The sequence below is a fragment of the Glaciihabitans arcticus genome, from assembly GCF_004310685.1.
Lineage (GTDB): Bacteria > Actinomycetota > Actinomycetes > Actinomycetales > Microbacteriaceae > Conyzicola > Conyzicola arctica.
Map to the genome: position 1 here is coordinate 95402 of NZ_SISG01000002.1, position 23834 is coordinate 119235.

The 23834-nt window shown below is 66.5% G+C and carries 16 protein-coding genes; 7 read left to right on the plus strand and 9 right to left on the minus strand.

The annotated features are described in order from the left end of the window. Positions 1–13: 13 nt before the first annotated feature. The 8 genes from EYE40_RS14660 to EYE40_RS14695 all read right to left on the minus strand — a co-directional run bounded on the left by EYE40_RS14660 (position 14) and on the right by EYE40_RS14695 (position 13727). Positions 14–1240, minus strand: a complete 1227-nt coding sequence (locus EYE40_RS14660) for a multidrug effflux MFS transporter (protein WP_130983016.1) — start codon at positions 1238–1240, stop codon at positions 14–16. 65 nt (positions 1241–1305) lie between these two features. Beyond that, complete coding sequence (locus EYE40_RS14665; RefSeq protein WP_130983017.1) at positions 1306–2514, minus strand: ROK family transcriptional regulator; 1209 nt, start codon at positions 2512–2514, stop codon at positions 1306–1308. Positions 2515–2602: 88 nt separating this feature from the next. After that, positions 2603–3157, minus strand: a complete 555-nt coding sequence (locus tag EYE40_RS14670; RefSeq protein ID WP_130983018.1) for a hypothetical protein — start codon at positions 3155–3157, stop codon at positions 2603–2605. Then, positions 3154–8931, minus strand: coding sequence for a ThuA domain-containing protein (locus EYE40_RS14675; RefSeq protein WP_130983019.1), 5778 nt, complete (start codon positions 8929–8931; stop codon positions 3154–3156). The genes EYE40_RS14670 and EYE40_RS14675 overlap by 4 nt, the downstream gene beginning before the upstream one ends. Before the next feature lie 224 nt (positions 8932–9155). After that, complete coding sequence (locus tag EYE40_RS14680; RefSeq protein ID WP_130983020.1) at positions 9156–10367, minus strand: ROK family transcriptional regulator; 1212 nt, start codon at positions 10365–10367, stop codon at positions 9156–9158. A 28-nt stretch (positions 10368–10395) separates the two neighbouring features. After that, complete coding sequence (locus EYE40_RS14685) at positions 10396–11397, minus strand: sugar phosphate isomerase/epimerase family protein (protein ID WP_130983021.1); 1002 nt, start codon at positions 11395–11397, stop codon at positions 10396–10398. Positions 11398–11405: 8 nt separating this feature from the next. Then, positions 11406–12557: a Gfo/Idh/MocA family protein gene (locus tag EYE40_RS14690; RefSeq protein ID WP_130983145.1), complete on the minus strand. Its 1152-nt coding sequence runs from the start codon at positions 12555–12557 to the stop codon at positions 11406–11408. 129 nt (positions 12558–12686) lie between these two features. Continuing rightward, positions 12687–13727, minus strand: coding sequence for a substrate-binding domain-containing protein (locus tag EYE40_RS14695; protein ID WP_130983022.1), 1041 nt, complete (start codon positions 13725–13727; stop codon positions 12687–12689). 427 nt (positions 13728–14154) lie between these two features. On the opposite strand from EYE40_RS14695, the gene EYE40_RS14700 reads away from it, so the two are divergent. The 4 genes from EYE40_RS14700 to xylB all read left to right on the plus strand — a co-directional run bounded on the left by EYE40_RS14700 (position 14155) and on the right by xylB (position 19502). Then, on the plus strand, positions 14155–15672 hold the full coding sequence (locus EYE40_RS14700) for a sugar ABC transporter ATP-binding protein (RefSeq protein WP_130983023.1): 1518 nt from the start codon (positions 14155–14157) through the stop codon (positions 15670–15672). After that, complete coding sequence (locus tag EYE40_RS14705) at positions 15669–16718, plus strand: ABC transporter permease (RefSeq protein ID WP_130983024.1); 1050 nt, start codon at positions 15669–15671, stop codon at positions 16716–16718. Before EYE40_RS14700 ends, EYE40_RS14705 begins: the two co-directional genes overlap by 4 nt. Before the next feature lie 48 nt (positions 16719–16766). After that, complete coding sequence (gene xylA, locus EYE40_RS14710) at positions 16767–17960, plus strand: xylose isomerase (RefSeq protein WP_130983025.1); 1194 nt, start codon at positions 16767–16769, stop codon at positions 17958–17960. 159 nt (positions 17961–18119) lie between these two features. Continuing rightward, positions 18120–19502, plus strand: a complete 1383-nt coding sequence (xylB, locus tag EYE40_RS14715; protein WP_130983026.1) for a xylulokinase — start codon at positions 18120–18122, stop codon at positions 19500–19502. Here the strand turns inward: xylB and EYE40_RS14720 are convergent. Next, on the minus strand, positions 19499–20512 hold the full coding sequence (locus EYE40_RS14720) for a LacI family DNA-binding transcriptional regulator (protein WP_130983027.1): 1014 nt from the start codon (positions 20510–20512) through the stop codon (positions 19499–19501). The genes xylB and EYE40_RS14720 overlap by 4 nt on opposite strands. Positions 20513–20631: 119 nt before the next feature. On the opposite strand from EYE40_RS14720, the gene EYE40_RS14725 reads away from it, so the two are divergent. From EYE40_RS14725 to EYE40_RS14735, 3 genes are read left to right on the plus strand one after another with little or no spacing between them, the layout of a single operon-like run. Further along, on the plus strand, positions 20632–21924 hold the full coding sequence (locus tag EYE40_RS14725) for an ABC transporter substrate-binding protein (protein WP_130983028.1): 1293 nt from the start codon (positions 20632–20634) through the stop codon (positions 21922–21924). A gap of 6 nt (positions 21925–21930) precedes the next feature. Then, on the plus strand, positions 21931–22959 hold the full coding sequence (locus EYE40_RS14730) for a carbohydrate ABC transporter permease (RefSeq protein WP_130983029.1): 1029 nt from the start codon (positions 21931–21933) through the stop codon (positions 22957–22959). 1 nt (position 22960) lies between these two features. Then, positions 22961–23806, plus strand: coding sequence for a carbohydrate ABC transporter permease (locus EYE40_RS14735; RefSeq protein WP_130983030.1), 846 nt, complete (start codon positions 22961–22963; stop codon positions 23804–23806). The last annotated feature ends 28 nt before the right edge of the window (positions 23807–23834 follow it).

Consider the following 23834-nt stretch of genomic DNA (forward strand, 5'->3'; position numbering starts at 1 on the left):
ACCGACCGATCGGTCAGCGGGCCAATGCGGGTACAGTTCGCGGCCGCACCAGAATCCACATGGAGAAGAGCGACACGACCGAGGTCACGGCCATCACACCGCCCATCGCGACGACGTGGATTCCGAGCAGGCCGACGATCGGCGAGATGAGTCCGGCGAGACCGAAGTTGACGGCTCCCATCAGCGACGCGGCGGTCGCCGCCTCCCCGCCGTGACCGGCGAGCGCGAGCACCTGCTGGCACGGGAACGCGAACCCGCAGGACAGGATGAAGAACCACAGCGGGATCAGCACGCCGACGAGCCCGCCGCCCGCGAGGTTGACGCCGACGATCACGAGAGCCGAGACGAGCATTCCCGAGACGGCACCGAGCAGGATCCACTGCGGCCCGATGCGACGCGCGAGCCGCGCGCTGATCTGCACGCCCGCAACGACACCGAGAGAGTTGACGGCGAACAGGAAGCCATACTGCTGCGCGTCGAGACCGTAGAAGTCCTGGAACAGGAACGGCGAGGCGGAGAGGTACGCGAAGAGCCCCGAGAAGGTCATGCCCGCGATGATCGTGACTCCCACGAAGACCCGGTCGCTGAACAGCGCCTTATAGCGCTCGCGGGTCGTGCTGTGCCCACGGTCACCGCGCCGTGCCGCCGGCAGCGTCTCGACGATGAAGAAGATCGCAGCGAGGATGACGAGCAGGCCGTAGGCGGTGAGGAACCAGAAGATGCCGCGCCAGTCGATGAAACGCAGCAGCTGCGAGCCGATCAGCGGTGCGAGGATCGGGGCGAGGCCGCTCACCAGCGCGAGGCGCGACAGCATACGCACGAGCGGCAGCCCGCCGAACAGGTCGCGCACCATCGCCATGGCCACAACGCCACCGCCTGCAGCGCCGACGCCCTGCAGCACCCGGAACACACCGACCCAGAAGATGTCCGGGGCGAGCGCCACACCGAAGCTCGCGATGATGTGCACGGAGGTCGCGACGATCAGGGGAACCCGCCGACCGACCTTGTCACTCCACGGTCCGACGAACAGCTGTCCGAGCGCGAAACCGATGGTCGTCGCGGTCAGGGTGAGTTGAATGGCTGCGGATGTCACGCCGAGGTCGGCCTCGAGCACCGGGAACGCGGGGAGGTAGAGGTCGATGGTGAACGGTCCGAGCGCGGTGAGCGCTCCGAGCACAACGATATAGACGAGCTTCTGGCGCGGAGTGAGCGAATCCCCCGGGTGTACAACGGTAGTCAAAGAGGTCCCTTCCCCTCGGGACCCAACCGCGGGGCGTCCCGCGCCATTCCCACCGCGTGGAAGTTTTATCCGGCGGGGTCTGCGAGCACTCCGGCGAGTGCCAGTTCGGCCGCGCCGATCATCAGCAGGTTGGAGCCGAAGGTCGAGCGGGTGATCTCCACGTTGTCGCGTGATCCGATGATGGCCCGCCCGCGCACGGCCTCGAGAAGCCCGTCGCCGGAGACCTCGAGCAGGCTGCCGAGGAATCCGCCGAGCACGATGAGTCGGGGGTTGAACATATTCGTGAAGCCTGCGAGCGCCACACCGAGAAAACGCAGTTGTCGTTCGACGAGCTCTCTGAGCTCCGGCGATGGCCCGGCGGCCCAGGCGGCGACGAGAGTCTCGTCGAGGGCTGCGGCCTGGCCGGGAGCGAGACCGAGAGCGTCGAGCAGGGGCGCGCGCCGTACCTCGGTTTCGAGGCATCCCGTCGCACCGCAGTGGCACAGCTCGCCCTCGCTGTTGACGAGGGTGTGGCCGAGCTCGCCGGCAAAGCCCGAGGCGCCACCGAGCAGGGTGCCGCTCGAGACGACGCCACCGCCGATGCCACTCGCTCCGCCGTTGAGGTAGATGAGGTCGTCGACGCCGCGACCGGAACCGAAGCGGGCCTCGGCGATCGCTCCCGCCGTCGCGTCGTTGGCGGCCCAGACCGGGTAGCCGGTCGCCTCCTGCAGCATGTCGGCGAGCGGCTCGTTGTGCCAGTCGAGGTGCGGCGCGAGGCTCACGACCCCGTCGCTGACGCCCACGAGTCCGGGCACGGCGACGCCGATACCCGCAACCCGGAAGCGCTCGTCGAGCTCGCCGCGCATGCCCGCCACCACGGCGCCCACGATATTGACCACCTCGCGAGCCGAGGGAACGCGCACGTTGTCGTATCGCACGGTGCGCAGCACGCGGTGGCCGAGGGCGACGAGGCCGATGGTGACGGCGTCGAGTTCGGGATAGACAGAGATCGCGACGAGCTTGTCGCTCGGCACGATGACGAGGCTCGGACGGCCGACCTGGTTGGTGGCGTCAGGTTCTGTCTCGAGAACAAGACCGAGCTGCACGAGCTCGGCGACAAGAGCGGCGATGGTAGAGCGGTTCAACGAAGTGCGGCGCGTGAGTTCAGCGCGCGAGACGGAGCCCTCGGCGTGCACAAGACCCAGCACGATCGAGAGATTGTGGCGACGAACAACATCGAGGTTGTTTCCGCGTACATCCCCGGGGGCGCGCGGTGAAACGGGCTGTCGAGCCATAAAATCACCCCTCCCCTGCGCTACCGAAACCGGTATTTCTCGTGCACGGCACAGTATCGCAAGAAAGGGGCGATTCTAAATTGAGGATTCAGCGGGAGACGAGCTCTCCGGCCGCGCGAGTGGTCGCACGTCGTCGCAGCCGCAGGGCGAGCAGCACGAGGGCCGTCACGACGAGGAGTGCGCTGATCGTGAGCACCCACGGGAACATGGGCGGAGTGGCATCCGGAGCCACCGGCACCACCTGTTCGCCCACGATGGGCTCCGCCAACGGAGCGACGACGATCTCGGTCGACGCCGTCGCCGCGCTCGGGGTGGTGACCTCGACGGTGACGATCCAGGTACCCTCCTCGAGCACCGGTGACTCGGTGACCCAGACGCCCACACCCTCGGCGGAGGAGACCAGCTGAACCGGACCGACCTTCTTGCCCGAGGCGGACGTGGCCGTGAGCACCGGGTCGACGAGCTCCTCGACGGGATGCCCGTCGCGTTCGAAGGTCGGGGTGACGGATACGCCACCCGCGCCGTCGGTGACCACCTGCAGGTGGATCGCGCCGCCGTGGGCCGCGGCGGGGAGCGCCACCCCCACGAGCAGCGCCCCCGCCGCGACGATCGTCACGATCATGCGGACCAGTGTTCGCATCATCGACGCTTCACCGTCACCGTGATCGAACCGGTCTTGCTGCCGGCCACCCCGTCGCTGCCGGAGTAGTGCACGGTCAGCTTATGCGTCCCGATCGGCAGTCCCTTGGCGAGACTGACCTTGGCGACACCGTTCACTACCGAGAAACCGGAGGCCACGACCTTCGTGCCCTTCTTGATGGTGATGGTTCCGGTGACCGGCGCCGAGGAGGTCACCTTGACAGTGAACACGTGCCGGGTGCCGCTGTAGACGATCTTCTTGACCACCTTGGCCGTCACCTTGGAGGTCGCCTTCACAACGGTCACCTCGACGGTATCGGTGGATGCCTCGAACACCGCGTCACCCGAGTAGCGCACGCTCAGCGTGCTCACCCCTGGCAGCAGCGCTGTGCGGTTGACCGCGACGGTAGCTCGACCGTTCACGAGGACTGCGGTGCCGACCGACACGTTGCCGAGCACCACGTCCACCGATCCGGTCGGTGTGGCGCCCGGGCCGCTGACCCGAACCGTGACCGAGTGTGCGGCGCCGTAGACGACCTTGCCCGAGGCAGCGAGCGCCGCCGTCGCGCTCGGCGTCAGCACGATGCCGACCGCGGGAACGGTCGCTGCGTTGGTCGCCTCGACGTTGCCCGCCTTGTCCACCGCACGGAACTTCACGGTGCTGAGGGCGTCGCCGACCACAACCGGTGCCGTGTAGGGCAGCCAGGCGGTGTCGCCCTGCGAGTACTCGATACGGGCGAGCCCGCTGCCCGCGTCTGCGGCGCGCAACGTGACCGAACGCGCAACCTCATCCACTGTCGCACTGGAGACCGGCGCATCGGTGTCGATCTTGAAGGTGACGGTGGCCTCGTCGGTCGCGTCACCGCCCGACGTCGCGCGGTAGGCGAGCGAGTGACTGCCCGACTCGGAGACGATCACCGGGGTGGTGTACTCCTGCCAGATGCCGCCGTCGAGCGCGAACTCGCGGTAGACGGTGTCGAGGCCGCCCTCGGTGGCGAGGGTGACTGAGACATCACCGTCGTACCAGCCGGAGGCCGTCGGAGCCGCAGGATCAACGGTCGCCGTCACGGTCAGCGGTGCGGCGGGCGGGACTACCCGGAAGTACTCGAACCCAACGGTGCCGACCGCGGTCTGAACGGGAGCGCCGAGGGCGAAAAGCCCGATCTTCGCGTTGTTCAGGCCCGGGTTGGTGAGCGTCTGGGCGAACTGTGTCCAGTCCGTTCCGTTCGCGCTGTGCCAGCCCGTGACGACGTTGCCGGTCTTGCCGAGTCGCAGGTACACGATCGCGTTCTCCGGCTCGTCGGCGTTCTGCTGCGGCTCCTGCACTACTCCGTTAATCTCGCTCCGCAGCTCCAGGTTGCGGGTGATGGCGCTGCCCGCGGTGTTGGTAGAGAGGATGTCGAGCTTCACGTAGTTGTCGTCGTCCGCGTGCAGGATGATTCCGCCCTGCTGGTACTGGCGGTCGAGCAGGCTTCCGTCGACCTTGGTCTCGACTACCCAGTCGCCCTCGGGCTGGTCCTGGAGCACGAAGTTGCGAGCCCCGGTGTCAGCGCCGTAGATGTCGAGCGGGCTGGTGTCGATGCGCAGCGATCCATCGGAGACGCGGTAGTCGCCCGCGCTCTCGCGCAGCACCTGCCAGCGGCAGCCGTTGAGGCTGGTTCCGTCGAACTCGTCGTCGGGGCCGGCGACTGCCGTCTCGTCGGGCGTGATCGTGAACCAGTCGAACTCGGCGTTGATGATGCCCGGCAGCGAACCGCTGTTCGCAAAGGACGTCAGGCCGATCTTCGGGTTCGCGATCGCGGTGAAGTCCGGGCTGGCCGGCAGCGACGTGTAGTCGATGCCGTTGTCCGAGTACGAACCGGTGATCGTCGTGCCGTTGCTGGTGAGGCGCAGGTAGACGGTGTCGGGGAACGCGGTACCGAGATTGGAGCTGTTGGTCTCGGTTGCCGTGCCGCCCTTCTCGATGGCGAACTGGATCACACGCTGGGCGGCGTCAGGGGCGGCACTGCGACCCTGGATCACCATCTTCACGTAGTTATTGTCATCGCCGTAGACGATGAGTCCGGCCTGCTGGTACTGGGCACGAGCAGGGATAGTGACCTTGGTGGTCGCCTGCCACGCACCGGACTGCAGGGGCTGCAGCACGATGTTGCTGACGGTTCCCGGGTCGGTGCCGTAGATGTCGGTCTTCGACGCGGGGATCACCAGGTGTCCGTTGTCGACGGCGATGTCCTGGTTGCGGCGGATGACCGTCGGCCAGCGTTCCTCATCGAGCACAGTGCCGTCGAAGCCGTCTGAGCGACCCTGGAGGCACATACCGGTGAGCGGGTCGGTGACGATGACCGTCACGTACTTCTCCTGGTAGGCGCCGAGGGCGTCTGTGGCACGAACGGTCAGGCGGTAGGTGCCCGGTGTCGTGTAGGTGAAGGACTGGGCTGCGGTGCCGACCTCGAGGCCCGCACCCTCTCCCTTGTTCCACCTGTAGACGAGGGACGCCGTGTCGCCGTCGGGGTCGGTAGCCGTTGCCTCGGCATCCACAACGAGCGGGGCCGGGCCGGCGAGAGGCGAGGCATCCAGTGCCAGCGTCGGTCGCACGTTGGAGGTGACTCCTGCGCCGCTCACCTCGAGCCAGTTGACGTTCACGCCGCCATTCAGCAGCACGAAGAACAGTCCGCCGGTGCCGGTCGGCACCACGTCGGGCAGGGTAAGGCTGAAGTCCTGGTAAGCCTGCCAGCCGCCCGTGTTGGTGATGGTGAACTGACCGAGCTCGGTACCGGTCGGCGAGCCCCAGCGCGCCGAGACGATGCCGGTCTCATTGGGGTTGGCCGCACGCAGGGTGAGCGTCTCGATGTTGAGCAGGCTCGCGGGCTCGTGAGCCCACCAGTCGTTGGTCTCGACGAAGCCGATGTTGCTGCCTCCGCCTGCCGTGTCGCTCGTGGTCTCGATGCGCACCCCGTCGTCGGGGCCGCCGGTGCCGCCCACGCGTCCGGTCGAGGTGAAGAACTCCGACTGCAGTCGCTTCGGCTGCAGCACCTGGAGCGCGAAGCCCTGGAGGGGCACGTTCGCGGCTCCACCGTCGTCGGTGTAACGGGCCTCGACGACCCAGAACAGGTTCGCCTCGGCGCCGTGTCCGTCATCGCGGGAGGTCTGCAGGAATCCCTCGCAGCCCTCGAGCTCCTCCATGGGGTGGGCGTGCGAGTCGTGGCCGAGGGCGGGTGTCAGCGTGACGGCGTCACAGTCGAAATCGCCGTCGGGGTCGACGACCGACACCTCGTAGCGCACCTGGTCGCCGAATTCGAAGAATCCGCCGTCGTCGGGGAAGTTGATCGTCACCACCGGCCGCTGGTTGCCCACGACGATCGTCACGTTAGCGGTCGCCGTCTTGCCGTCCGAGTCGGTCACGAGCAGCTGGGCGGTGTATTCGCCGTTCAGCTGGTAGGTGTGCGTCGGGTTCGGGGTACTCACGGGGTCGGAGCCGTCGCCGAACGTCCACTGCAGGGTGATCGGCTTCGAGAGAGGATGACGTGTACCGGTCGAATCGAACTTCACGGTGAGCGGTCCGGCGCCATCGGTCACGTCGGCCGAGCCCCTGGCGATCGGCGACGGGTCACCCTTGGTGTAGTTGACCTTGTAGATGCCCGAGTCGTCGTTGTTGCCACCGAAGCCCGAGCCCCAGTCGATCACGTAGAGCGCACCGTCGGGTCCGAACTGGAAGTCCATCGGACGCGCCCAGCCGGCGTTGTTGTCGAAGATTCCGGGCAGGATTCGGTTGATGTCGACGACGGTGTCGCCGGTGGGGGTGTCGAGCTGGAACGAGTACATCTTGCCCTGGTTCCACTCACCGAAGAGAGCCTTGCCGTCCCAGTACTCGGGCCACTTGACGTCGGAGTCGAGGTCCTCGTCGAAGCGGTAGACGGGACCGCCCATGGGCGCTCCACCTCCACCGATCTCGGGGAAGAGCGGGTTGGTGCCGTAGCCGTACCAGACCGTTGCGGACTTGGCCGGCGGCAGGTTCGTGAGACCGGTGTTGTTCGGAGAGTTGTTCACGAGGGCGTTCGGGTTGAAGACGGCACCCGAGGCGTTCGTCTCGAAGTTGAAGTCGTTGTAGCAGGTGTTCGAGTGGCAGTACGGCCAGCCGTAGTTGCCGGCCTCGGTGAGCAGGTTCCACTCGACGCGGCCGTCCGGTCCGCGTGTGGCGCTCGCCGCGTTGGAGTCGGGGCCGTAGTCGGCGACGATGATGTTGTTCGTCTTCGGATCGATACCGATGCGGAACGGGTTACGGAATCCCATGCCATAGATCTCGGGACGCGTGAGGGCCGTGTTCGCCGCGAACAGGTTGCCGGCGGGCACGGTGTAGGTGCCGTCATCCTGGGGCGTGATGCGCAGCACCTTGCCGCGAAGGTCGTTGGTGTTACCGGAGGAGCGCTGGGCGTCGTAGTCCTCGTGGCCCACGCGCTCGTCGATCGGGTTGAAGCCCGAGGACTCGAACGGATTGGTGTTGTCACCGGTGACGAGGATCAGGTTGCCCTCGTTGTCGAACTCCATGTCGCCGCCGGCGTGGCAGCAGGTATTGCGCTGCGTGACGACCTTGAGCAGGTACTTCTCGGTGTTCAGTGCCGCGGTCTTCGAGGTGAAGTCGTAGGTGAAGCGGCTGAGCCTGTTGTGCGGACCTTCACTACCGACCGCCGATGGACCCCAGTACGCGTAGATCCAGCCGTTGGTGGTGAAGTCGGGGTCGAGGATGATGCCGAGCAGCCCGTCTTCGTTGGCGATCGTGACCGGGAGGGTCATGACGGTGGTGGTGACATTGGTGGTCGGGTCGATGAGGCGCAGCCGGCCGTCGCGCTCGGCGTAGAACACCGATCCGTCGTCGGCCACGTCGAGGAGCATCGGGTTGGAGGTGTTCTCGTCGAGCGGCACGAGCTCGTAGCTCGAGGTCTGCGAGGCGCCGCAGCTGGCGGCTACTACTCCGGCCGCGGTCTCGATGCCGCCGAGGAGGTGGGTGAGGAACGCGGCTTCGGTGTACGAGGCCTCGGTGTGGCCGAGCCCGGTGTACCAGCTGCGTCCGCCATCGAAGTCCTGGCACCACGCGATGGGGTGCTCGGCACCGTCGGCGCCGCCCTGGTAGCTCTTCTCATCAAGGGAGAGCAGCACGTGGATCTTGTCGCGGTCCTGGTTACGGATGTTGTACCACTCATCGAAGCGCTGCCAGGTGTCTCCGAGGTGCGCCGTCGACGGGTGCACGTGGTCTTCCACCTTGATCGTCGCATTCTGCTGGTCGGGGTGGCTCTCGAAGTAGCCGCCGACGAGCTGGCGGTACCAGTCCCAGTCGTATTCGGTGTCGGTCGCCGAGTGCAGTCCGACGAAGCCGCCGCCGCCCTGGATGTACGCCTCGAAGGCGGCCTGCTGTGTGGGGTCGAGCACGTCGCCGGTCGTCGAGTTGAACACCACGGCGTCGAATTCTGCGAGCCCGGCCTCGGTGAAGCGGGCCGCGTCGGAGTCGATGACCACATCGAAGTTGTTGGCGGCACCGAGGGCGACGATGGCCTGCTCGGCCTCATCCCGCGCACTGTGCGCGAAGCCCGCTGTCTTCGAGAAGACCAGCACCTTGAAGTCTCCCGCTGCGGCGGCTTCTACTGCCGGAGCGGCCGGCGCGGCAGCGGCAGGCTGGGCCGACGCTGCCTGCGAGACGGGTACAAGTACCGAGAGGGACAGGGCGAGGCTGGCTACGAGAGCGAGCGGCCTTGTCAGGATCGTGCGGCCGGAAAAAGTGAACACCGTTGTTCTCCTCGAGATGGTCGGGGAACCCGACACCGCAACGGAACGTCAACGGCGACAGGCTTCGTGGAGCCGACGCTAGCGCCTCTATTTGTTGTTCGTCAAGCAATATCAAAAGAAAGTTTCGAATTGCGGTTTTGAGCACTATAAAGTCGGGGTTTGGCTAAATCCTGACATACAACAATTGGGTCTGGTTTCCCACCCGTTTGGGGGAGATCGACGACTCAGGCGACGGGCTCTACGGCAAGCAGCAGAGGGTCTGCGAGCACCCCGGAGAGTGCGAGTTCTGCCGCCCCGATCATCAGGATGTTAGTGCCCAGCACGGCGCGCGAGATCTGCACGACCTCGCCCGGACCGTGCAGGGACAACGATGTGACTCGGTCGATGAGGTAGTCGGGTGCGAGCGAGAAAACCGTCGCGAGGAACCCGCCCAGGATCACCCGCTCGGGGTTGAAGACGTTCACCGCGTTGCGCAGGGCGATCGCGAGGAAGTCGAGCTGTCGATGGATCTCGGGGAGCACGAGCTCCGGGGTCCCCGCGTGCAGCGCGGCTTCGACGACCTCGAGATCGGCGCCTGCCAGTCCGACGAGCCGCTGGAGGCGAGCAAGCGAGACCTCGGTTTCGAGACATCCACTCGCACCACAATGGCAGGCCACACCCGCCGAGTTGACGAGCGTGTGGCCGAGTTCGCCGGCATAGCCGTTGCGGCCCGTGCGCAGCACACCGTTGCTGATGACCCCGCCGCCGATGCCGCTCGCGCCGCCGTTCAGGTAGATGAGGTCGTGCGAGCCCTTGCCCGCACCGAACAGCAGCTCGGCTCCTGCGCCGAGCGAGGCGTCGTTGGCCGCGCTCACCGCGAAGCCCGTCGCCTCGGCGATCATGGCCGCGATCGGCTCGTCGCGCCAGCCGAGGTGCGGTGCGTAGCTCACCACGCCGTCGTCGGCCCGCGTGAGCCCGGGCACGGCGACCCCGATGCCGACGATGCGATAGCTCTGCTCGAGCTCCGTGCGCATACCCTCGACTATCGCCGCCGTGATGTTGGCGACCTCGCGTGCCGACGGAGCCTGCTCGGTCGCGAACCGGATCTTGCGGATCACTTCGCCGCCCAGCCCGACCAGCCCGATCGTCACGGCATCGATCTCGGGGTTCACCGCGATCGCAGCTGTGGATGACGTCGCGCGCACCGTCGGGCTCGGCCTGCCGATCTGTGCCGGCGTGGCCGCCGCCGTCTCGTAGACGAGCCCGAGCTCGCCGAGGTGGGCGACGAGCGTGGCGATGGTGGAGCGATTGAGTCCGGTCATGCGCGTGATCTCGGCGCGACTGAGCGCGCCCGAGTGGTGCACGAGCGAGAGCACAAGGGAGAGGTTTGCCCGCCTGGTCGTCTCGCTGGAGCTCGCGCTCCCGTGTCGACCCACGACGGGGGCGTCCCCCGACATCACCACGTCATCCCCGCCGCGACTCGCCCTACTTGGAGCTGAAGGCGGCGTCGAAGGCGGCGGAGGGCGCGTCGAAGGCAAGGCGACGCACGAACTCGAGCGCCTCGGGCGCACCGATCAGGCGATCCATGCCGGCGTCCTCCCACTCCACGGAGATGGGGCCGTCGTAGCCGATCTGATTGAGCATGCGGAACGACGCCTCCCACGGCACGTCGCCGTGACCGGTCGAGATGAAGTCCCAGCCGCGGCGGCCGTCGGCCCAGGCGAGGTGCGAACCGAGGCGTCCACTGCGCCCGTCCTTCGCGCGCATCTTCGTGTCCTTGCAGTCCACGTGGTAGATGCGGTCCTTGAAGTCCCAGAGGAATCCGACGGGGTCGATCTCCTGCCAGACCATGTGCGAGGGGTCCCAGTTGAGACCGAACGCCTCGCGGTGGCCGATGGCTTCGAGGGCGCGAACCGTCGTGTAGTAGTCGTAGGCGATCTCGCTCGGGTGCACCTCGTGGGCGAACCGCACGCCGACCTCGTCGAAGACGTCGAGGATCGGGTTCCAGCGGTCGGCGAAGTCCTGGTAGCCGGCATCGATCGCCTCCTGGGAGACCGGCGGGAACATCGCGACGTACTTCCAGATCGACGAACCGGTGAAACCGATGACCGTCTTCACGCCGAGCGAGGCTGCGAGACGGGCGGTGTTCTTCATCTCCTCGGCCGCGCGCTGGCGCACACCTTCCGGGTTTCCATCGCCCCAGACGACGTCGGGCAGGATGTCGCGGTGACGCTGGTCGATCGGGTCGTCGCAGACCGCCTGGCCCTTGAGGTGGTTCGAGATCGCGTAGACCTTGAGGTTGTACTTCTCGAGCAGCGCGAGCTTGCCCTCCACGTAGCCCGGTTCGTCCCAGCGCCACGGATCGAGGTGGTCGCCCCAGCAGGCGATCTCGAGGCCGTCGTAGCCCCAGCCGGAGGCGAGCTTCGCCACCTCTTCGAAGGGGAGGTCGGCCCACTGGCCGGTGAACAGGGTGATGGGGCGAGCCATGACTACTCCTACTTCTGGTCGGTAACGTTTGTCCAGGCGCTTCCGCTGTCTGAACTGGATTCCACTGCCGCGAGCACCTGCTGAACCTGCAGGCCGTCCGCGAACGACGGGGTGGGCTGGGAGCCCGCGGCCACGGCCTCGACGAAGTCCTTCGCCTGATGCGCGAACCCGTGCTCGTAGCCCAGCGTGTGACCGGCCGGCCACCAGGCCGCAATGTAGGGATGTTCCGGCTCGGTGACCTGGATGGTACTGAAGCCCTGCGTTCCGGCCGGCAGCGTCGCGTCGTAGAACTCGAGGGAGTTGAGGTTCTCGAGATCGAACGACAGCGCGCCCTTCGATCCGGATACCTCGAGGCGCAGCGCGTTCTTGCGGCCGGTGCTGAAGCGCGTGGCCTCGAAGCTGCCGAGCACACCGCTCTCGAATCGACCCGTGAACAGGGCGATGTCGTCGACGGTCACCTCGCCACGCTCGGTCGATGCCGTCGCGGACAGTCCGTGGGCGTTCTCGGCGAGCGGGCGTTCCCTGATGATCGTGTCGATCGTTCCGGAGACACTCGCGAGCGAGGATCCCGTGACGTACTGCGCGAGGTCGACAGCGTGGGCGCCGATGTCGCCGAGCGCACCGGATCCCGCGAGGTGCTTCTGCAGGCGCCAGGCCAGCGGGGCCTCCGGGTCGATGAGCCAGTCCTGCAGGTAGCTCGCGCGCACCTGGTAGATCTCGCCGAGCCTGCCGGCCGCCACGAGGTCACGCGCGAAGGTCGCGGCGGGGACCCGTCGGTAGGTGAAGCCGACCATGGCGTACACGCCGCGTTCCGCTGCGTGCGCCGCGGCATCCGCCATCAATCGCGCTTCTTCGACGGAGTTGGCCAGGGGCTTCTCGCACAGCACGTGCTTGCCCGCCTCGAGGGCGGCGATGGCGATCTCCGCGTGGGAGTCGCCGGGGGTCACGATGTCGATGACGTCCACGTCGTCGCGGGCGATCACCTCGCGCCAATCGGTCGCGGTCTCGGCCCAGCCCCACTTGTCAGCGGCGGCAGAGACGGCTTCGGCATTGCGCCCGACGAGAATGTCCATCGTCGGCGTGGCCGGAAGATCGAAGAATCGGGGGGCGACGCGCCACCCCTGGGAATGTGCTGCTCCCATAAAGCCGTAGCCCACCATCGCCACTCGCAAGCGGCCCTGTGCCTGTGTCATGTTGGTCGGATTCTTTCTGCTGACGGGTAGGGCTGGGGAGTCGGGGGTGGGTGCCCGCACGGCGAACCGTGCGGGCACCCCTTACTACTGTTCTCGTTATGTGAAGGAGAAGTCGATGAACTTGTCGACGTTGTCCTTCGTGACGATCGGCGCGTTCAGCACGATGCGCGACGGCACCTCGACCTCGACGATGTCGCTCAGCGACTTGCCCTGCGCGACGAGGCGGGCGAGACGGATTCCGTCAGCAGCCTGCGTCGACGGGTAGATGACGGTTGCCTTGAGCACTCCGCTGTCGGCCTGGATCGCGTCCATGGCCGCACGCGAACCCGCGCCACCCACCATGAAGAACTCGTCACGGCCGGCTGCGTCGATTGCCGCGAGGACACCGACACCCTGGTCGTCATCGTGGTTCCAGATGGCGTCGATCTTCGGAGCGGCCTGGAGCAGCTGCGAGGTGACGGCTTCTCCACCGGCGATGGTGAAGTCAGCCGCAACGCGGTTGTTCACCTTGAGTCCACAGTCCTCGAGTGCCGTGGCGAATCCCTCGCTGCGCTGCTGCGTGAGCGGAAGGGAGTCGATGCCGGCGACCTCTGCGACGATCGCGTCGGGGTTGTCGCCGAGCTGCTCGCAGATGTAGGTACCGGCGGTCACACCCATGCCGAAGTTGTCACCGAGGATGGTGACGCGTGCGGCGAAGGTGCTCGAGAACTCGCGGTCCACGTTGATGACCGGGATACCGGCCTCCATCGCCTTGATCGCTACCTCGGTGAGTGCAGCACCATCGGTGGGCAGAAGCACGATGGCGTCGACCTTGTCGTTGATGAAGCCCTCGACCTGGCTGATCTGCAGGCTGGCGTCGTTCGTGCCCTCCGCGATCTTGAGGTCGATGTCCGGGTACTTCTCGGCCTCGGCCTTGGCGGCCGAGTTGATGGCGCCGAGCCATCCGTGGTCGGCCGCGGGGCCGGAGAAGCCGATGACGATGGTGTCACCCGTAGCCTCGTTGCCTTCGACGGTTCCACCGCCCGTCTGGGTTCCGGTGCCGGGTGCTGCGGTGCAGCCCGTCAGCAGCGCGGCAACGGCGAACGTTGCACCCGCCGTGATGAACAGATTGCGGCGGAGCTTGCGTGTTGCCAGCATGTACTTCCTCCTTGATAAGTGAATTGCAGATATCTCTTGAGCCAATGAGGAGGTGCCATTGGCGAGCTTTCCGGCACTCAGGCCGTTCTGCATCACTCGTGTCCGCATTGACGTTTCATGCAACATAACAGAACAAATGCCCACACACACAGGCTTATTTTGAGAATCGTCGAAAGTCGCTTGCGAGGGGTCAGCATTGCCGCGAGGGCCGACACCAGTTGATTGCTGCCATGGGAGCGGTGCCACGCTCCCCGCAACTTGGCGGAAGAGTGCCGGATCTCGGGGAAAATCGGTCGCGAGTCGAGACATCCCGACATACAGCTATTACTAGTGGCCCGCCGACTCAGTGCCCCATTAATGGGGCGGAAAGCGGTTGACGGCCCGGATTTCTCTCGCCAGAGCCCTCAAAACCTGTTATGTTGCGTGAATGATCAAAGTCGACCATGGGACACCCCTGCTGGAGGTACGGGGCGCCACAAAAGCTTTCGCCGGAGTACAGGCGCTCAAAGGCGTCGACCTGTCGATCCTTCCGGGTGAAGTGCACTGTGTACTCGGCCAGAACGGCGCCGGCAAGTCCACGCTCATCAAAATCCTCTCCGGTGTCTACACGCCCGACGAGGGCGAGTTCACCTGGCTCGGAGAGCCGGTCACCATCGGCGGCCCGACCGAAGCGCTCGGCATGGGCATCGCGACGATGTACCAGGAACTCGACGTCGTCGACGGTCTCACCATCGCCGAGAACATCTTCCTCGGCCACGAGCTGGCCACGGTCGGCTACCTCCGTTCCGGCGAGGCTAACAAGCGCACACGCGAACTACTGAAGCGCCTCGGCCACGGCGACCTCTCCCCCACGACCGAGGTCGGCTCGCTCTCCCCCGCGAACAAGCAGATCGTCTCGATGGCCCGCGCGCTGTCCCGCGACATCAAGCTCATCATCATGGATGAGCCGAGCGCCGTGCTCGACTCCGAAGAGGTCAAGAACCTCTTCCGCGTGGTCGAGGACCTCACCCGCGAGGGCATCGCCGTCGTCTACATCTCGCACCGTCTCGCCGAGATCCGCGAGATCGGCGACCGCATCACGGTCATCAAGGACGGCCGCAGCATGGCCGGCGGCCTCGACGTCGCCACGACGTCAACGCCCGAGCTCATCAAGCTCATGACCGGCCGCGACATCGCGAACGTCTTCCCACCCGCCCAAGCGATTCGGGATGACGCCCCCGAGGTGCTCACCGTCACCGACCTCGCGGTCAAGAACGTCTTCACTCCCCTCAGCTTCAGCGTGCGGGCCGGGGAGATCGTCGGCCTCGCGGGGCTCGTCGGTTCCGGCCGGTCCGAGATCCTCGAAGCCATCTACGGCGCGCTGCGCAGCAGCGGAACCGTCGAGGTGAGCGGCAGGAAGATCCGCTCCAACTCGGTGCCCGCCGCCGTCGCGAGCGGCATCGGCCTCTCCCCCGAGGAACGCAAGAGCCAGGGTCTCCTCCTCGAGGAGCCCATCTACCGCAACGTGACCCTGTCGTCGTTCGCGCGGTTCGCGTCGTTCGGATGGCTGCGCGAAGGCCTCGAGCGTCGCACCTCGCGCACCCAGCTCGAAGCTCTCGAACTGCGCCCGGCCGACCCCGACCGTGCCGCGGGCCTGCTCTCCGGCGGAAACCAGCAGAAGGTCATGCTCGCCCGCTGGCTCGTGCACGGCACCAAGGTGCTGCTGCTCGACGAGCCGACGCGTGGCGTCGACGTCGGCGCCCGTGCCGACATCTACGGCCTGATCCGCGAACTCGCGGCAGCCGGAACCGCAATCGTTGTCGTCTCGAGCGAGATCGAGGAGGTGCTCGGCCTCGCCGATCACGTTCTCGTCATCGCCGACGGCGAAGTGCTCACCAGTGTGAAGTCCAGTGAAATCGATGAGTCAGGGGTTCTCGACCTGGTGATGAAAGGAAGTGCCGCGTGAGCGAGCAGACCACCCCGCCCGCTGAGGTCAGCCTCCACCCTGACACCGCGCGCCCCCAGAACCCGACGGTCGCCGCGATCCGCCGCTTCCTCGCGAGCTCGGCCGGACGCAACATCGGCCTCGTCGTCGCGCTCATCATCCTGATCATCATCGGAACGGTGACGGCCGGCGACCGCTTCGCGAGCTTCCAGAACGTGCTCTCGATCCTGCGCCTCGCCTCGATCACCGGTGTCATCTCGATCGGCATGACGTTCGTCATCATCGCGGGCGGCATCGACCTCTCGGTCGGCTCCGTACTCGGCCTCAGCTCGATCGTCGCCACCATGGCCGCGGTGCAGTTGGCGGCCACGGGCTGGTGGCCGCTCATGATCATCATCGCCATCGCCGTCGGCGCTCTCGCCGGCGCGGTGAACGGTGTGATCATCGCCTACGGCAAGGTCGTCGCATTTATGACGACCCTCGCCATGCTGCTGGCCGCCCGAGCCCTCGCCGAGATCCTGTCCAACCGCACGACCCAGGGCGTCAACGTGCGCGGCTTCCTCGAGTTCACCCGCGGCGACGTCTTCGGCGTACCGAACCTGATCTGGATGTTCGTAATCGTCGCCATCGCCGGCTGGATCCTGCTCAATCGCACCACCTTCGGCCGCCGCACGGTCGCCATCGGCGGCAACCACGAAGCCGCACGCCTCGCCGGTATCAACGTGAAGCGCCACATGGTCTACGTCTACATCCTCTCGGGCGTCACCTCGGGCATCGCAGCGGTGATGATCCTCGGCCGTACCGGCGCCGGTACCTCCACGCACGGCACGCTGTACGAGCTCGACGCGATCGCCGCGGTGGTCGTCGGAGGAACGCTGCTGATCGGTGGACGCGGTTCAATCGTGGGTACCGTGCTGGGCATCCTGATCTTCAACGTGCTCATCAACATCTTCTTCCTCAACAACCTCAACACCTCGGTGCAGGCCATCACGAAGGGCGCGATCATCATTGCCGCCGTTCTGATCCAGCAGCGCTTCGCCTCACGCGGCTCGCGCAGCACCACCTGATCCCCTCGTTCTTACCCTTTTCCGTCACCGATTAAGAAGGTTCCTGTCATGACTCTCACCCCTACTCGCGACGACAAGTTCTCGTTCGGCCTGTGGACCCTCGGCTGGAACGCCCAGGACCAGTTCGGCGGACCGACCCGCGCGCACATCGACACCGTGACCGCGGTCAACAAACTGAGCGAACTCGGTGCGTACGGTATGACGTTCCACGACGACGACCTGTTTCCGTTCGAGGCGACCGAGGCCGAGCGCCAGACGGAGATCGACCGCCTCAAGAAGGCTCTCGCCGACACGGGCATCATTATCCCGATGATCACCACCAACCTGTTCAGCCACCCCGTCTTCAAGGACGGCGGCTTCACCTCGAACGACCGCGCCGTGCGTCGCTTCGCGCTGCGCAAGGTCATCCGCAACATCGACCTCGCCGCCGAGCTCGGCGCCAAGACCTTCGTTATGTGGGGTGGCCGTGAGGGCAGCGAGTACGACGCCGCGAAGGACATCCGCGGAGCGCTCGAGCGCTACCGCGAGGCCGTCGACCTGCTCGGCGACTACGTGACCGACAAGGGCTATGACCTGAAGTTCGCGATCGAGCCGAAGCCGAACGAGCCGCGCGGAGACATCCTGCTGCCGACGGTCGGGCACGCGCTCGCCTTCATCGCGACGCTCGCGCGCCCCGAGATGGTCGGCCTCAACCCGGAGACCGGTCACGAGCAGATGGCGGGCCTCAACTACACGCACGGCATCGCCCAGGCGCTGTACTCCGACAAGCTGTTCCACATCGACCTCAACGGCCAGCGCGGCGTGAAGTTCGACCAGGACCTGGTCTTTGGCCACGGCGACCTGCAGAACGCATTCTCGCTCGTCGACCTGCTCGAGTTCGGCGGAAAGGATGGCGGCAAGACCTACACCGGGCCCCGCCACTTCGACTACAAGCCGTCGCGCACCGAGGACATCACCGGTGTCTGGGATTCGGTCTCCGCGAACATGCGCATGTACCTGCTGCTCAAGGAGCGTGCCGGAGCCTTCCGCGCCGACCCCGAGGTGCAGGAGGCGCTGCTCGCCGCGAAGGTGGACGAGGTCAACACCCCGACGCTGAACGACGGCGAGAGCTACGACGCCCTCATCGCCGACCGCTCCTCCTACGAGGACTTCGACTCGGCCGCCTACTTCGACGGCAAGGGCTTCGGCTTCGTGCGCCTGCAGCAGCTGGCCATGGAGCACCTCATGGGCGCGCGCGGATAAAAATTCCTGCGGACCTTTTATCCCGCGCGCGCAGTAGGGACACCCCTAGCTTCGCGACCTTGTGCGCACCTCTAAAAGCCGACCCGCACCTATGGCGAGATCGACCAAGGAAGCACCACCCAGCCCAACGGTCGAGAGCAGCGAACGAAGGAAGAAGTTATGCCCCTGGTAGCCGGCGTCGACAGCTCCACCCAGAGCTGCAAGGTGATCGTGCGCGACCTCGTGTCTGGCGCGATCGTGAGGGAGGGGCGTGCCGCCCATCCCGATGGCAGCGAGGTCGACCCGGAAAGCTGGTGGGTCGCGCTGCAACAGGCGATCGCGGCGGCGGGCGGGCTCGACGACGTCGCGGCCGTCTCGATCGCGGGGCAGCAGCACGGCATGGTGGTTCTGGATGTCGCGGGGCGGGTGATCCGCCCCGCGCTCCTCTGGAACGACACACGTTCCGCCCCGGCCGCGAGCGACCTGATCGCCGAGGTGGGGGCTGCGGATTTCGCGTCCCGCACCGGCAGCGTGCCGGTCGCAAGTTTCACGGCGACGAAACTGCGCTGGCTGCGCGACAACGAGCCGGAGAATGCGGCTCTGGTCGCGGCTGTCGCGCTCCCGCACGACTGGCTGACCTGGCGGTTGCGCGGATTCGGGCCGGAGAACGCCCAGCTCGACGAGCTGGTCACCGACCGTTCGGACGCGAGCGGCACCTCGTACTTCAGCGCCGAGCGCGGCGAGTACGACCGCGACCTGCTGGTGCGGGCGCTGGGTCACGACGTGATCCTGCCCCGCGTTGCCGCACCCGACGAGTGCGTCGGCACGGTCGGTGACACCGCGACGCTGGTCGGTCCGGGCGCAGGTGACAACGCCGGCGCCGCCCTTGGCCTGGGTGGTGGAGCCGGCGACGTGATCGTCTCGATCGGCACGAGCGGTACGGTTTTCGCGGTCTCCGCCGAGCCCGCGCTGGACGAGTCCGGCACGGTCGCGGGCTTCGCGGATGCCACCGGCCTCTACCTCCCGCTCGTCGCCACCCTCAACGCCGCGCGCATTCTCGACTCGATCGCCGGCCTGCTCGGCGTCGACCACACCGAGCTCGGCACGCTCGCGCTCGAGGCACCCGCTGGAGCGGACGGCCTCGTGCTGCAGCCCTACTTCGAAGGAGAGCGCACCCCCAACCTTCCGAACGCCACGGCAAGCCTGTTCGGGATGTCCCTGGCCTCGACTTCCCGCCCGAACCTGGCCAGGGCCGCGATCGAGGGAATGCTCAGCGCCCTCGCCGACGGCCTTGCCGCGCTCGAGTCCAACGGGGTGGTCGCCGAGCGCATCCTGCTCATCGGTGGTGCCGCCCAGAACGGGGCAGTACAGGCGATCGCCGCGCAGGTCTTCGATGCGCCGGTCGTCATCCCGAAACCGGGTGAGTATGTCGCGGCGGGGGCAGCGCGCCAGGCGGCGTGGATCCTCACGCGCGAGCTGCCGGATTGGGAGCTTGAGCTCGCGGCGGCGCCCGCGCCCGATCACCGCCCGGTCATTCTCGAGCAGTACCGCGCGCGCTCCTAGACCTGCGGCGGTGCGGTGCTCTCGCGCACCACAAGACGCGTTGCGAGATCCATGCGCGGGATCGACTCGAGTTCACCCTCACCCATACGCACGACCAGTCGCGCGGCCTCCTCGGCCATCTTGGTGAGCGGCTGGTGGATGGTCGTGAGCGCGGGGCTCGACCACTGGGCGAGTTGAAGGTCGTCGTACCCGACCAGGGAGAGCTCGCTGGGGATCTGGATGCCGAGCGTGCGTGCCGCCTCGATCACGCCGAGGGCCTGCAGGTCGCTGCCCGCGAAGATCGCGGTCGGACGGTCGGGACCGGAGAGCAACTCGAGCGCGATCTCCCGACCGCCGTCGACCTGGAAGTTTCCGAAGCGCACGAACCGCTCGTCGACCGGGATGCCCGCTGCGTTCATCGCCGAACGGTAGCCGTCGACGCGGGCGAAGGAGCACATCATGTCGTCGCGGCCGGTGATCGCCGCGATGCGGGTGTGACCGAGTTCGATGAGGTGCCGGGTCGCCATCAGGCCACCCGACCAGTTCGCGGAGCCGACCGAGGGAACGTCGGGAGCGGGGTCGCCGGCAGGGTCGATGATGACGAACGGGATCGCACGCGATCGCAGCTGCGCCTTCGCCTCCTCGGCGAGGTCGGAGAAGACCAGCACCACGCCGACGGGCCGGCGTCGCACCACTCCGACCACCCAGTCGGCCGACGGCGAGTGCCGGTCGCCCGACTCCGTGAGAACGACGCTGAGGCCGTTCTGACGGGCGATATTCTCGACGCCGCGGATGATCTCCATCGCCCACGCCGTCTCGAGTTCGGGGAACACCAGCTCGATGAGCGATCCGCGATTGGGGAGGCCGACCCGACGCTGATAACCCTGGCGATCCAGGATCTCTTCGACGCGGGCTCGTGTCACCGCCGACACGTCAGTGCGCCCATTGAGAACCTTGGAGACAGTCGATAGGGAAACCCCCGCCTCATCAGCTAATTCCCCGAGCTTGACGCGATCGGACCCCGAGACCATTCTCACCAATTCCTATTTGTTGCCACGAACAACTTGTGCATCAGCCTAGTCCTGCTTATGCTCGACCCATCCTAATCATTTTCGACGCAGATGTCGAAACTTTCGAGAGGCGTTCAACGATGAACACACGCAGCACACGCAGGTTGCTCGCGACGGGAGCCATTGCGGCACTCGCACTCGCCGGCACCACTGCCTGCGCCCCGGGCCAGCAGAATGCCGACGGCGACGTCGAACTCACCTGGTGGCACAACGGAACCGGTGAGCCGCTCAATGGCTTCTGGCAGTCCGTCGCCGACGAGTTCGAAGCGGCCAATCCCGGTGTCACGGTCACCATCGAGGCCGTGCAGAATGAGGAACTCCAGCGCACCAAGATTCCCAACGCGCTGCGCGGCTCGAACCCGCCCGACCTTTTCCAGCAATGGGGAGGCGGCGAACTCGCGGCACAGGTGGAGGCCGGTCGCGTCATGGACATCTCCGACGAGGTCGGCCCCGAGCTTGACTCCATCGGCGGTTCGGTTGCCGGATGGCAGGTCGACGGCAAGACCTACGGCCTCCCGTTCAGCCTCGGCATCGAAGGCTTCTGGTACAACAAGGCCCTGTTCGCCGACGCCGGCATCGAAGGCACGCCGACCACGCTCGACGAGCTCGACGACGCGATCGACAAGCTGAAGGATGCGGATATCACCCCGGTGGTCGTCGGTGCCGGCGACAAGTGGCCGGCCGCACACTACTGGTACAACTTCGCGTTGAAGTCCTGCTCCCCCGACACGTTGAAGACTGCCGCGGTCGACCTCGACTTCAGCGATTCCTGCTTCGTCGACGCCGGCGACGACCTCGAGGCGTTCCTCGAGACGGAGCCGTTCCAGGAGGGCTTCCTGGCCACCTCCGCCCAGAAGGGCGCCACCAGCTCTGCGGGCCTGCTTGCCAACGGCAAGGCCGGCATGGAGCTCATGGGCCACTGGAACCCCGGCCAGATGATGGGACTGACGGAGGACGGCAAGGGACTCGGTGACGACCTCGGCTGGTTCAACTTCCCGGCCATTCCCGGTTCATCCGGTGACGCGACCGCTGCCCTCGGTGGCGGTGACGGGTTCTCCTGCTCGGTGCAGGCTCCGCCGGAGTGCGTCGACCTGCTCAAGTACATCTCGAGCGTCGACGTGCAGACTCGATTCGCCGAGACCGGCGCGGGACTCCCGGTGACCGCGGGTGCGGAAGCCGGTGTCAGCGACCCGAACATGCAGGCTCTGCTCGAGGGACGCAACAACGCGACCTACGTGCAGCTCTGGCTCGACACCTCCTACGGTCCGACGGTCGGTGGTGCCATGAACGACGCGATCGCCAACATGTTCGCCGGCCAGGCCAGCTCGAAGGACATCGTGAAGGCGATGAACGACGCTGCTGCGACCCAGTAGGCGAGTATGACGCCCACCGACCCCACCGTGCTCGCCACGGACACCCGTCGGGACAGTGCCGCCGGTCGCGCCAACGCGCGGCCGGCGGCCGAGTCCGACACTTCCCCATCGACCCCGACAGTGCGCCGCACCGGCAGAGGCAGCCGACGCAAGAGTCTCGAGATCGTGCTGTTCGTGGCACCGGCTCTGCTCGTGTACGTAGGCTTCGTGTTGCTGCCCGTTGTGCTCGCCGCCTACTACAGCGTGTACAAGTGGAACGGCCTCGGTCCGCTCGAAGACTTCGTCGGCCTAGACAACTACACGCGCGCGCTCTCCGACCCGGTGTTCATCGGGGCCATGGGCCATAACCTGTTCTTCGTCGTTGCCTCCCTCGTCGTGCAGGGCCCCATTGCGATCGGCGTCGCCCTTCTGCTCAACCGCGCCATGAGGGGGCGGTCGATCTTCCGGGTGATCATCTTCATCCCGTATGTGCTCAGCGAAGTCATCTCGGCGGTCGCCTGGCTGCTCATCCTGCAACCGCAGGGACCGTTTGATGCAGTGATGGAAGCCGTGGGCCTGGGCGACCTGCGCCAGCTATGGCTCGCCGATCTCAACGTCGTGATCTGGACGCTGCTCGCCGTGGTCAGTTGGAAGTACGTCGGATTTGCGATCATCCTTTTTCTTGCCGGGCTGCAGGGTGTGCCCGAGGAGCTCACCGAGGCAGCGCAGATCGACGGCGCGAGCTGGTGGCAGGTGCAACGGCACATCACCATCCCGCTGCTCGGACCAACCATCCGCATCTGGGCGTTCCTCTCCATCATCGGATCGCTGCAGCTCTTCGACATGGTGTGGGTGATGACCGGCGGTGGACCGGCGAATGCGTCGAGCACGATGGCCACCTACATGATCCAGTTCGGCTTCCAGCGGTCGCAGCTGGGATTCGGCAGCGCGATAGCGGTCATCCTCTTCGTCATCTCCTTCACCTTCGCGCTCATCTACCAGCGTTTCGTTCTCCGCCGCGACACCGAGGGTGCACTGACCAGAGGGGTGGGCTGAGATGTCCCGAACGACCACGGCACGGCGCGGCTTCGACTGGAGCCAGCCCGTCATCTACCTCGTCGCGCTCCTCGCGGTCGGGCTCACCGTCGCACCGGTGATCTATCTCGTCATCGGCGGGTTCCGCACCACGGGGCAGCTCACGGCGAACCCGAACGCGCTGCCGGCCCCGTGGGTGCTCGACAACTATGCGAGTGTGCTCGCCTCTCCGACCTTCTGGAGCCAGGCGGCCAACAGCGCGATCACGGCGCTCGCGACAACCGCGGGAGTCGTGCTGCTCGGCGTGATGGCGGCCTTCGTTCTCGCCCGCTACGAGTTCCGGGCACGCAATGGCCTCTACCTGCTGTTCACTGTCGGGCTACTGTTCCCGATCACGGTCGCGATCGTGCCGCTCTACCTCATGCTGCAGAACCTCGGGCTGCTCGGCTCCCTCGCCGGGGTCATCATTCCGCAGGTCGCTTTCGCACTGCCGGTCACCATCGTGATCCTCGTGCCCTTCCTGCGCGCCATCCCCGGCGAGCTCGAAGACGCGGCGGCTATCGACGGCACCAGCCGGATCGGGTTCTTCTTCCGCATCCTGTTGCCGCTATCCGGGCCAGGGCTCGTGACGGTCGGGGTGCTCGCGTTCGTGGGCAGCTGGAACGCGTACCTACTGCCGCTGCTGGTGCTGAGCGACCCGACGTCGTTCACCCTTCCGCTCGGCGTGCAGGCATTCTCGACGCAGTACTCCCAGGACACCGCCATGGTGCTCGCCTTCACCTCGCTGGCGATGCTTCCCGCGCTCGTCTTCTTCACCATCGCCGAACGCCGCATCGTCGGCGGCCTCACCGGCGCCGTCAAAGGATAGGAACGACGTTGAGCACTGCAGCTCCCCC